The organism is Saccharopolyspora sp. NPDC049357 (genome assembly GCF_040677225.1).
In the GTDB taxonomy this organism is placed as follows: Bacteria; Actinomycetota; Actinomycetes; order Mycobacteriales; family Pseudonocardiaceae; genus Saccharopolyspora.
In genome coordinates this window covers 55435-66435 of record NZ_JBFAQJ010000039.1, presented here as the reverse complement: position 1 = coordinate 66435, position 11001 = coordinate 55435, and the positions used below count along the sequence as shown (strand labels likewise).

At 70.4% G+C, this 11001-nt stretch carries 9 protein-coding genes; 6 read left to right on the top strand and 3 right to left on the bottom strand.

Going from position 1 to position 11001, the window contains the following annotated elements:
- Window positions 1-66: 66 nt before the first annotated feature.
- On the bottom strand, window positions 67-1392 hold the full coding sequence (locus tag AB0J91_RS26350; protein ID WP_363873838.1) for an MFS transporter: 1326 nt from the start codon (window positions 1390-1392) through the stop codon (window positions 67-69).
- Between the two features lie 254 nt (window positions 1393-1646).
- Here AB0J91_RS26350 and AB0J91_RS26345 point away from each other — a divergent pair, with 254 nt between their 5' ends.
- Window positions 1647-3749, top strand: coding sequence for an acetate--CoA ligase family protein (locus tag AB0J91_RS26345; RefSeq protein ID WP_363873835.1), 2103 nt, complete (start codon window positions 1647-1649; stop codon window positions 3747-3749).
- 43 nt (window positions 3750-3792) lie between these two features.
- Here the strand turns inward: AB0J91_RS26345 and AB0J91_RS26340 are convergent, their stop codons facing one another.
- A complete protein-coding gene (locus tag AB0J91_RS26340) occupies window positions 3793-4353 on the bottom strand; it encodes a TetR family transcriptional regulator (protein ID WP_363873832.1) in 561 nt (186 codons plus the stop codon).
- Between the two features lie 91 nt (window positions 4354-4444).
- Between AB0J91_RS26340 and AB0J91_RS26335 the strand changes: the two genes are divergently transcribed.
- The 5 genes from AB0J91_RS26335 to AB0J91_RS26315 all read left to right on the top strand — a co-directional run bounded on the left by AB0J91_RS26335 (window position 4445) and on the right by AB0J91_RS26315 (window position 9914).
- The gene (locus tag AB0J91_RS26335) at window positions 4445-5185 is read left to right on the top strand and encodes an SDR family oxidoreductase (protein WP_363873829.1); all 741 of its coding nucleotides are present in this window, start codon (window positions 4445-4447) and stop codon (window positions 5183-5185) included.
- A gap of 186 nt (window positions 5186-5371) precedes the next feature.
- Window positions 5372-6094: a GntR family transcriptional regulator gene (locus AB0J91_RS26330; RefSeq protein WP_363873826.1), complete on the top strand. Its 723-nt coding sequence runs from the start codon at window positions 5372-5374 to the stop codon at window positions 6092-6094.
- 74 nt (window positions 6095-6168) lie between these two features.
- A complete protein-coding gene (gene solA, locus AB0J91_RS26325; protein ID WP_363873824.1) occupies window positions 6169-7296 on the top strand; it encodes an N-methyl-L-tryptophan oxidase in 1128 nt (375 codons plus the stop codon).
- 18 nt (window positions 7297-7314) lie between these two features.
- The gene (locus AB0J91_RS26320; RefSeq protein ID WP_363873821.1) at window positions 7315-8748 is read left to right on the top strand and encodes a sodium:solute symporter family protein; all 1434 of its coding nucleotides are present in this window, start codon (window positions 7315-7317) and stop codon (window positions 8746-8748) included.
- Window positions 8745-9914: an FAD-binding oxidoreductase gene (locus AB0J91_RS26315; RefSeq protein ID WP_363873818.1), complete on the top strand. Its 1170-nt coding sequence runs from the start codon at window positions 8745-8747 to the stop codon at window positions 9912-9914. Before AB0J91_RS26320 ends, AB0J91_RS26315 begins: the two co-directional genes overlap by 4 nt.
- A gap of 365 nt (window positions 9915-10279) precedes the next feature.
- On the opposite strand, the gene AB0J91_RS26310 is transcribed toward AB0J91_RS26315, so the two are convergent.
- On the bottom strand, window positions 10280-10963 hold the full coding sequence (locus tag AB0J91_RS26310) for a dienelactone hydrolase family protein (protein ID WP_363873815.1): 684 nt from the start codon (window positions 10961-10963) through the stop codon (window positions 10280-10282).
- Window positions 10964-11001 lie beyond the last annotated feature (38 nt).

The following is an 11001-nucleotide window of genomic DNA, read 5'->3' as shown; positions in this document are numbered from 1 at the left end:
CGGAGACAGCTCAGGCTTAGCACTGCCACCCCCGCTCAACAAGGCGGAACCGCTCATCCCCCTCGATCAGACCGCTACGGCCTCGCGGCGCGGGACGTCCAGGTCCCAGCGGTGGCGGTGCAGGAGCACCGGCACCTGCTCACCGCGCTGCGCGGCGGCGAAGACCTCGGCGCGAGCGCGGCGCCACCAGACCCAGGTGCGCGAGGCGCCGAAGATCAGCAGCGCGACCAGGGCCAGCATCGCCACTCGGTACTCCGAACCGCCGGGCATGAACTCGAACAGGTCGAGCACCAGACCCACGGTCAGCACGCCCAGCGCCGTGGCCGAGTGCCCACCCGCGTTGGCCACACCGGTGGCGGTGCCGACCTGGCGCAGCGAGTTGTAGTCGCGCACCAGGGCGAAGGCCACCGAGGACACCGGACCGCCGATGGCGAAGATCAGGAACGCCACCGCGATCACCGCCAGCGGCGGGCGGCCCTGCGGCCAGGTCAGCAGCGCGCACCACGCCAGCGCGTTGAGGCTGAGATAGCCCATGACCAGCCACATCCGGCACTCCGGCCGCTTGCCGATGAGCGCTCCGACCAGCGGGCCGCCCACGACCTGACCGATGATCAGCAGGCTCAGCAGCACGCTCGCCGTGGAGGCGGCCACACCGAGCCCGTCGACCAGGTACGGGAAACCCCACAGCAGGGTCAGCGCACCCGAGACGAACATCGTGCAGAAGTGCGTCCAGAACGCCAACCGCGTTCCCGGCACCGACCAGGCGTCCCGCACCTGAGCCAGCACCGCTCCCCCGCTCTTGGGTGCCGAGGCCTTCGGCGTGGTGTCGCGCACGACCGAGACCGTCACCGCCGCGTAGGCCATCGTCAGCGCGCCCACCAGCAGGAACGTCCCGGTCCAGCCGATCGCGCGCAGCGCCGCGGCCAGCGGGAACGTGGCCGCGACACCACCCAGCGCCCCCAGAGCGCTGGAGATGGTGGCCACCAGCGCGTAGCGCCGCGCCGAGAAGTGCGCCGCCACCAGGCGCAGAATGCTCACCCACATCAACGCATCGCCCAGGCCCAGCACGCCGCGCGCGGCCAGTCCCATCGCGTACGTGTCGGCCAGCGCGAACAGCGCCTGGCCGGTTCCCAGCAACAACACCGCCGTGGTGATCACCCGGCGTGCGCCGAAGCGATCCACCAGCAAACCGGTGGGAATCTGCATGCCGGCGTAGATGCCGACCTGCAGCACCGTGAACGCGCTGAGCGCGGCCGGTCCGACGTCGAACCGATCGAGCGCCTGCGTCCCGGCAACCCCCAAGCTGCCCCTGTGAAATACCGCGGCGAGGTAGGCGACCACCGCCACGCTCCAGATCCACCATGCCCGACTCTCCGGTCGGTCGGCAGCCACGAATGCCCTCCTATGTTCTTCATGTCAACAACGCCCTGCGAACGCTTACTCATCCGTTACATCGTTTCGCGGGACCTCGGAGTTAGCGATCTCGCGAGTGGACTGCACCACATGCTCCACAGTGGAGAGACGTCGATCCGAGTCTTGGCCCAGGAGCGAAGCTCGCCTAGCCTCGAACCCGGCGCCCGCGACGCGGCGGGCAGCGACGCATCGAAAACACCGGCGCGCCAACGCGCCAGGTGGGATGGAGCGCGATGGACGGCAACACGGCCCCGCATCCGGCGATCCACCGCATGTTGCACCCGAGGTCGATCGCAGTCCTCGGCGCTTCGAACAACCCGGTCAAGCTCTCCGGCCGCGCGATCGCGCTGATGAAGCGCTTCGGCTACGCGGGCAGGCTGCTGCCGATCAACCCGGTGCGCGCGCGGGTGCAGGGGATTCCCGCCCACCCCCGGCTGGCCGACGTCGACGGCGAGATCGACCTCGCGATGATCATGCTTCCCGCCGACCAGGTCGTCGACGCTCTCCGGGACTGCGCCGATCGGGGGATTCCGGCGGCGATCGTGGGCGCGGCGGGATTCGCCGAGCTCGACGAGCAGGGAGCGCGACTTCAGCACCAGCTCAGCGAGGTCGTCTCCGAGACCGGCATCCGGGTGCTCGGGCCGAACTGCCTGGGCATGTTCAGCCTGCGCGACAAGGCGATGCCGACGTTCACCTCGGCGATGGACGGGGACTTCCAGCCGCGCGAGGGGCCGTTGGCGTTCGTCAGCCAGAGCGGCGCGTTCGGCACTTTCATCTTCTCCGCGGCCCAGCACGCCGGGATCGGCATCTCGCACTTCCTCAACACCGGCAACGAAGCCGACCTGTCGGTCGCCGAGCTGCTGGGCGGGCTGGTCGAGCTCGACGAGGTCCGGGTGCTGATGGCCTACCTGGAAGGCGTGCACGACGGACGGGAACTGCTGACCGTGGCCCGACGAGCGCACGAGCTGGACAAACCGGTCCTGGCGGTCAAGGTCGGGCGGTCGGACGCCGGTGCCAGGGCTGCGGCGTCGCACACCGCCTCGCTGGCCGGTGAGGACGCGGTCTTCGACGGCGTCGTGCGGCAGTTCGGCGTGGTGCGGGTGGACGGGATGGAGGAACTGCTCGACGCGGGGATGATCTTCGCCGACGGACGCAGGGCCCGGGGCAGGCGGCTGACCACGCTGTCGCTGTCCGGCGGCGCCGGGGTGCTGATGGCCGACGTCGCCGCCCGTCACGGCTTGGACCTCCTCCCCTGGGAGCCCGAGTGGCAGCGCCGGATGGCCGAGGTGCTCCCCGCGTTCGGTTCGCCGCGCAACCCGGTGGACCTCACCGCGAACCTGATCAGCGACCCGGCGATGCTGCGGCGCGCCCTGGAGATCGCGGTGGAACACCCGGGCTCGGACATGATCGCGGTCCTGCTGGGCAACGCCGACCACGCGGCGGACGAGCTCATCGGCGCCGTCGAGCACGCCTACCGCGCCACGGACCGACCGCTGGTCGTGGTGTGGACCGGCGGCAGCGGACGTCCCCGGGAGTGGCTGCGGGAGCTGGGGATTCCGTGCTTCACCGACCCCGGACGCGCGGCCGCAGCGCTGGGCGCGCTGGCCGGGTACAGCCTGCGCCCGGCCCCGCCGAGCCCGCAGCGGCCGCGCGACGTCGACCGCCGGGCAGTTCACGCGATCCTGTGCGAAGCGCGCGATCACGGGCGCACGCAGCTCGACGAGCACGAGTCCAGCAGGCTCATCGCCGCCTACGGGGTGCCGTGCGCAGGCGCTTTCCCCGCCAAGGACCCGCAGAGCGCGGTCGCCGCCGCGCACGACCTGGGCACGCCCGTGGCGGTGAAGCTCCTGTCCCGCACCATCGGCCACAAGTCCGACATCGGCGGAGTGCGCCTGAACCTGTCCTCCGACGCCGAGATCCTGGAAGCGGCCGATGCCCTGCTGCGACTGGATCCGGACGCCAAGCTGCTCGTGCAGCGGATGACCACCGGCACGGAACTGATCGTCGGCATCAAGCGCGACCCCGCGTTCGGCCCGGTCGTGGTGGTCGGACTCGGCGGCGTCCTCGTCGAAGTCCTCGCCGACAGCCAGGTCGGCGTCGCACCCCTGGACACCGCCTCAGCGAAGCGACTACTGGTTTCCCTGCGCGGGAGCAAGGTCCTCGCGGGCGTCCGAGGCCAGCCCCCGCGCGATCTCGACGCCGCGGCCGACGCCATCGCCAGGTTGTCCTGGCTGGCCCACGACCTCGCCGACGACCTCGCCGAACTCGACGTCAACCCGCTCCTTCTCGACGAGAACGGCGCAGTGGCGGTCGACTGCCTCGCGATCCTGACCTAGTCGCGGGAGTGCGTTGCGGGACAACGGCTTCCCGCTCCCCCGGTCAACGCGCGCGAAGCCCGTCGACGATGACCGACATCATGGGCTGTGCCCGCACGTCCCACTCGGCTTCGGGAACGCGCGCCAACCCGCCCAGCAGCAGGATGACCTCCGCCGCGCCGACGTCGTCGCGCACCTCGCCGGCGGCTCTCCCCCGTTCGAGCAGCACCTCGAGAGCGTCGTCGAGGCGCTGGTGCTGGTCCGAGTGGAGATCGCGCCACGCCGACGCCTCGATCGCCGCCATGACACCGCGCTTGACCCGCGCGTACTCGACCAGCCGCTGCAGCCAGCAGGTCAGCGCCCGGAGCGGCGGGTGCTCGGCCAGCAGCGGTTCGGCGGCGTCCACGAGCTGGGTCAGCTCGTGCCGGTACACCTCGGCGAGCAGGTGCTCGCGGGTCGGGAAGTGCCGGTACAGCGTGCCCTGCCCCACGCCGGCCGCCTTGGCAACCCGGTGCAGCTTCAGGTCGGCCACCGCACCGTTGGCCCTGCTCAGCTCTGCGCGCGCGGCTTCGACGATCCGGTCGCGGTTGGCGACGGCGTCTGATCGGCGTTCACGACCCGCCACGGGCTCACCCCTGCTCTCCACACAAGCGGACAACTGTCCGGTACGTTGGCCTCCAAGTGGACACTTGTCAGGTTAGAGGTGGAGCAGCGCGATGAACCGACTGGACGACAAGATCGTCGCCATCACCGGAGCCAGCAGCGGGATCGGCGGGGCGACGGCACTGGAGCTCGCGACCCGAGGCGCGGCCGTCGTGCTGGGCGCTCGGCGCACCGACCGGCTGGACGCGCTCGCCGCGCGCATCCGAACCGAGGGCGGTCGCGCGGAAACTCTGGAGGTCGACGTCGCGCAGCGCGCCGACCTCCAGCGGCTGGTGAACCTGGCGGTGGACCGGTTCGGACGCCTCGACGTCCTGGTGAGCAACGCCGGGGTCGCCCGGATCGCACCCCTCACCGACCTCGACGTCGACGACTGGGACACCATGATCGACGTCAACCTGCGCGGCGTACTGCACGGCATCGCCGCCGCCTTGCCGGTCTTCCGGAGTCAGGGCTTCGGGCACCTCGTCACCACGGTGTCGACCTCGGGGCTGAAGATCGTCCCGACGCAAGCCGTCTACGCGGGCACCAAGAACGCCGTGCGCACACTGCTGGAAGCGCTGCGCCAGGAGTCCACGGACGGCGTGCTGCGCACGACCTCCATCTCCCCGGGATACGTTCGCACCGAACTCGTCGACCACGTCGAGGACCCGGAACAGCGAGCGCAGGCCCAGCAAGCGATGGACGCGCTCGGAATCAGCCCGGAAGCCGTGGCACGCGCCATCGCCTTCGCCATCGAGCAGCCCGACGACGTCGAGATCGGCGACCTGACCATCCGCCCCACCAAACAAGGCTGACCGGCCGCGGCCGGATCTTGGCCGCGTGGGCACCGATCCCCTGCGCGGTTCGCCGGTGACCGTGATCGGAGGCAGCAGGGCGCTGCGAGGTTGCCGCTCGATCAACGCGTGTCAACGCGAGGTCACATCTATTGACCGCTCGAATTCTCTATTGACCGGTCAATTGCGCGGAGCTAGATTCCGTCCATGGCAACCCCGGCGTACCTGCGCATCCGCACCGAACTGGAGCAGCGGATCCGCTCGGGTGCGCTGCTGCCCGGCAGCAAGCTCCCCACCGAGGCGGAGCTGCGCGAGCAGTACTCGGTCAGCCGTGCCACCGCGCAGCGGGTGCTGACCGAACTGGCCCAGGCCGGGCTGGTGGAACGACACCGTCGGCGCGGCACGTTCGTCGCCGAAGGGGCGCGGCAGGAGAACCTGCTGCGCCTGGTCAACCCCGCGCTGCAGGGCCCGGAGATCCCCGGGCGGCACGCGGTGGACTCCGCTGCGGTCATCCCGGCGCGCGACGCCGACGTCGAGATGCCCGGGGTGGACGACGACGCGCCGGTGGTCCAGCTGCGCCGGCTCAAGTTCGACGTCGACGACAACCCGATCGCCATCGAACTGTCCGCGGTCCCGTTCTCGCTGGCACCACGACTGCTCGACGAGGACCTGGCACACCTGACCGTGCACGACTACTTCTCCCGCAACGGCGTCCCCGCGGCCAAGTCCCGCGTCTACATCGACCCGGTGCTGCTCGACGACGACACCGCGTCCCGGCTGCACCTCACCTCCGGCCAGGCCGTGATCCGGCTGCGCCGGCTGACGTGGCTCACCGACGGCAAGCTCGCCGAAGCCATGTGGCACATCATCCGTCCCGACCTCGTCGAGTTCTTCATCGAGCACAGCGTCCTGTCCACGCAGGACCGCTGATTCCCCTTCGCCCCTGACGGTTTCGCGCTGGAACCGTTCGTTCAGCCTGCCCGGAAATCCTTGGAGGAGTGTTCATGACTCGCGTCGCGGTGATCGGCACCGGCGTCATCGGTGCCATGACGGCCTGGCGGCTCGCGCTGCGCGGAGCCGAGGTGCTGGCCTTCGACGCCTACGGCCCCGGCCACGACCGGGGCGCCTCGGCAGGCGAATCCCGCATCTTCCGCACCGCCTACAAGGAAGGCGCAGGTTACGTGCCTCTGCTGCAACGAGCCGAAGCGCTGTGGCGCGAGCTGGAGCGCGGCGCGGACGCGCAACTGCTGACGATGTGCGGCGGGCTGACCATCGGCGTGCCCGAGAACCCCGACGTCGCCGCCGTGCGGCGCTGCGCCGAAGACGCCGGGCTCGACCACGAGGTCCTCGGCACCGCCGAGGCGCGAAAGCGGTTCCCGCAGCACCGGATCGACGACGGCGAAGTCATGGTGCTCGACCCGGCGGCAGGTGTGCTGCGGCCGGAACCCGCCGTGCAGGCCGCGCTGAGGTCCGCTGAGGCGGCCGGGGCTCAGATCCTGCCCTACCACCCCGTCTCCGACGCCACCGAGACCGCGGACGGCTGGCGGATCACCAGCAACGGGACCACCTTTGACGTCGACCACGCGATCTTCGCGCCCGGTCCGTGGGCACGACAACTGGCGCCGCTGCGGAACCTCCCGGTTCAGGCGCGCCTGATCATCGCCTACTGGTTCGCGGCGCGCGACGTCGCAGCGCACTCGCCGGAGTCGCTGCCCATCGCCATCCGCAGGCACGCCGAAGCCGGGTTCTCCTGCTTCCCCGCGCTCGACGGAGTCGCGATCAAGATCGTGCCGCACCACCTCGGATGGCCCGAGCTCGACGGGCCCGACGACCTCCCGCGCAACTCCACCACCGACCACGCACGAGCCGCTTCGGCCGCCGCCGCACGGCTCCTGCCAGGAGTGACACCGCACCCGATGCGGACCGGCACGTTCGCCGAGGGCTTCACCCCCGACGACCACGCCCTGCTCGGCCCGCTCCCCGGTCACCGGCGGGCCACCGTCATGACCGGTTTCTCCGGGCACGGCTTCAAGCTCGCGCCCGCCTTCGGCGAGATCGGCGCGGACCTCGCGCTGACCGGAGGCACCTCGCACGACATCGCAACGCTCGACCCGAACCGCTTCCCGCTGTGAGCCCACTGGAGGCCAACCATGCTCACCGGTTCCACCGGCCAGATCGCCGGGATCATCATCGCCAGCCTGCTGGTCATCGGATTCGGCATCGGCATGTCCGTCTACTTCGGACGCAAGGCGAAGAACTCCGCGGACTGGCTGTCCGCGGGTGAATCGCTGCCGCTGATCGTCGTCGTCATCACCCAGTTCGCCACCGCCACCGGCGGCGGCGTGCTCATCGCGCACGTCGGCATCGGCTACCGCTCCGGGTGGTCGGTCTTCCTCTACGAGGGATGCGTGCTGGTCGGATTCCTGGTGCTGATGTGGATCGCGAAGTGGCTGCGCGAGCAGCGCTTCACCACCGTTCCCGACATCATCACCAAGCTGTTCGGCCGCAACCGGCTGGCCATCGCGATCGCCGCGCTGGCCGCGCTGGTCGTGCCGTTCGGCTGGCTGGCCACCCAGTTCGTCGCGTTCGCGCAGCTCTTCGGCCAGCTCACCGGCGTGTCGCCGACCGCGCTGATCCTGGTCATCATGGTGGCGTCGTTGTTCTTCGTGCTGCCCGGCGGCCTGACCTCGGTCGCCTGGACCGACTTCGTGTTCGGGATCTTCATGATCGTTATGTCGCTGGGCGTGGCCGCCTACGCCATCCACCTGGCAGGAGGTTGGGGCCAGATCACCGCGACCGTCCCGCAGCGGTTGTGGGGTTGGGAGGGGTTCACGGCGGCCGGTTGGGACCAGATCTGGCTGTGGGTCGCGGCGATCCTGCCCGGAACCCTCACCAACCAGCTCTACTACCAGCGGGTCTTCGCCACCAAGAAGGTCTCCGACGCCCGTCGCGGGCTGGGCCTGTCCGGCCTGACGATGCTCATCGGAGGCATCTACGCCGGATGCATCGGCCTCGCCGTCCACTCGATGAACCCGGGCCTGGCCAACGAGGAGGACGCTGCCGGCTGGCTGCTCACCCAGCTGCCGCCCTGGCTGGTGATCGTCTTCGGCGCGTTCCTGGTGTCCACCATCATCTCCACCACCGGTGCCGCGCTGCAGTCGGTGGTGGCCAACCTGACCCGCGACGTCTACCAGAACATCGCGGGCAAGCAGGCCGGTGAGCGGCAGACCGTGACCCTCTCGCGCATGATCACCGTCGGCGTGTCGGTCCTCGCCGCGGTGCTGGCGATCCTGTTCCCGAAGGCGCTGACCTGGCTGGTGGCGACCTACGCCTACTCCGCGGGGGCGCTGGCGGCGCCGATCTTCCTCGGGTACCTGCTGCACCGGCGACGCCGGCTCACCCCGACCGCCGCCATCGCGGGCATGGTCGCAGGCATCCTGGGCTGTGCCCTCGCCCAGCTCGCGGACACCACCGTGCCCTACGCGGTCTACGGCATCGCCGTCTCCGCCGTGGCAGTGCTGGGAACCGCGCTGCTGACCCCCGCCCGTCCCGCCGTCGAGAACGAAAGGGCAGTCCAAGCATGAACATCGCCGTGATCGGCCTGGGTGTCCTGGGCGCGGCAACCGCGCGCTCGCTGAGCCTCGCAGGTGCCCGGGTCACCGTCTTCGAACGCACCACGCCGCTGGCGGGCACCTCGAACACCTCGTTCGCCTGGGTGAACTCGCACAGCAAGAACCCGCGCCCGTACCACGACCTGAACGTGGCGGGCATGGCCGAGCACGACGTCCTCGCGGCCTCGCCCGGCCGGTGCGCGCCCTGGCTGACGCTGGGCGGCAACATCGAGTGGGCCGAGGACCAGGCCGGGACCGAACGACTGGCAGCCTCGGTGCGTCAGCTGGAGGACCGGGACTACCCGGTGGAGTGGATCGGGCCGTCGCAGGCGCGCGACCTGGTGCCCGACCTCCTCGTTCCCGACGGCGTGCGGGACATCGCCCACTACCCCACCGAGGGCCACCTGATCCCGGCACTGCTCGTCGCGCGCCTGTGGGGAGAGGCCCGCGAGAACGGCGCCGAACTGCGGTGCCCCGCCGAGGTGGTGTCGGTGTCCGAGACCGGAGATGGGGTGCGGATCGCCCTGTCGGACGGGCAGGTCTCCACCGCCGACGCGGTGGTGTTCGCTGCCGGGCGCTGGACCGAGGCGCTCACCGCGACCACCGGTCACCGGGTGGCGATGGCCGATCCGGACGTCGCGGGATCGGCCACCGTCGGGCTGCTGGGCTACACCGCTGCGCTGCCGACCAGGCTGGACGCGGTCCTGACCACGCCTGCGCTCAACGTGCGTCCCGACGGTGGCGGGCGGCTCGTGGTGCAGGGCTTGGACCTGGACGCCGACGCGGATCCGGCGAATCCTCCTGCGGTGGACGGCCACCACGCCCTGGAGCTGTGCCGGCGGCTGAACGACCTGCTGGCGGGGACCTCCGGCGCCGTTCTGGAGTCCATCCGGGTCGGACAGCGGTCGATGCCCGGCGACGGGTTGACGGCGGCGGGTTTCCTGGGCGAGACCGGGCGGATCTACGTGCTGGCCACGCACAGCGGGGTCACGCTGGGACCGCTGCTCGGAAGGCTCGCCGCCACCGAAGTGCTCGGTGGCGAACCCGCGACGGAGCTGCGGCACTTCCGCCCGGACCGGCTGGCCGGACGGGAGTCGTTGCCGCCCTTGGAGAAGGCGCGTTTCGCCGGCCAGCAGTGAAGCTCACTCCGCAGTGGTGTGATGAAACGCTTTCCAGTCCAACACATTTCGGAGCGTGATCAGGTGGATCATCCCATCCAGCGATCGCTATTCGCTCGCGTTTTCGAATGACCGACGGCACAATGGGCACATGAGTTCGATGACACCGGAGATGACCCGAGAGCAGTTGCGAGCACCCGGATGCGGTGGCATGACGAGGAATTCCGTCGACCGCGACGCGACTCGCGTGCCGGCCCCCGGACCACGGGATCACGAGCCAGGTCTCGGAACCGCCAGATGACCATCGAGAACCGGCCCGCGAAGACCGGTCCCGGTATGCCCCTTCAGAGCACGGCTGTTGTTTGACAAGTCCAGAGTGGGAAAGCTCAGCCCAGGTGGCGGTGCAGGAAGTCCAGGGTGCGCGGCCAGGCGACGCGGGCCGATTCCTCGTGGTACGACGCGGGGTTCTGGTCGTTGAAGAACGCGTGACCGGCCGCGTACACGTGGACCTGGGGGTGGACGTCCGTCTGCTTCTTGATCTTGTCCGCCACCTCGCCGACGGCGTCCACCGTGACGCCGCGGTCGTACTCCCCGAAGTGGCCGAGCATCGGTGCCGTCATCGCCGAGAAGTCCGTCTCCACCGGCGGAATCCCGTAGAAGGGGATGACGGCGCCGATGCGGTCGCCCTGCTGGGCGGCCAGGACCAGCGCGAACTTGCCGCCCATGCAGAAGCCGACCGCACCGACCGCCGACCCGGTCACCAGCTCGTGCCCGAGCAGGTGGTCCACGGCACCGGCGAGGTCACGAGCCGCCCGGTCGACCGGCAGCTCCTGCATCATCCGGGAGGCTTCCTGCGCGTCGTGCGTGGTGTGGCCGCCGTAGAGGTCCGGGGCCAACGCCACGAAACCCTCAGCGGCGAAGCGGTTCGCGACATCGGCGACGTGATCGGTCAGCCCCCACCACTCCTGGATCACCACCACTCCCGGGCCGGGTCGCCCGGGAGTGGCCAGGTAGCCGTGGGCGGTCCGTCCGTTGCTGGCGAAGCTGACGTTCTGGTGCGGGTTCGTCACGCTCGTGCTCCTTCGTCGGAGGATGACCGGTCGCCGGG

What these genes read in the sequence shown, in the direction of transcription:
- AB0J91_RS26345 (WP_363873835.1), top strand. Translation starts at nt 1,647, where the DNA reads ATGGACGGCAACACGGCCCCGCATCCGGCGATCCACCGCATGTTGCAC.
- AB0J91_RS26335 (WP_363873829.1), top strand. Translation starts at nt 4,445, where the DNA reads ATGAACCGACTGGACGACAAGATCGTCGCCATCACCGGAGCCAGCAGC.
- AB0J91_RS26330 (WP_363873826.1), top strand. Translation starts at nt 5,372, where the DNA reads ATGGCAACCCCGGCGTACCTGCGCATCCGCACCGAACTGGAGCAGCGG.
- solA (WP_363873824.1), top strand. Translation starts at nt 6,169, where the DNA reads ATGACTCGCGTCGCGGTGATCGGCACCGGCGTCATCGGTGCCATGACG.
- AB0J91_RS26320 (WP_363873821.1), top strand. Translation starts at nt 7,315, where the DNA reads ATGCTCACCGGTTCCACCGGCCAGATCGCCGGGATCATCATCGCCAGC.
- AB0J91_RS26315 (WP_363873818.1), top strand. Translation starts at nt 8,745, where the DNA reads ATGAACATCGCCGTGATCGGCCTGGGTGTCCTGGGCGCGGCAACCGCG.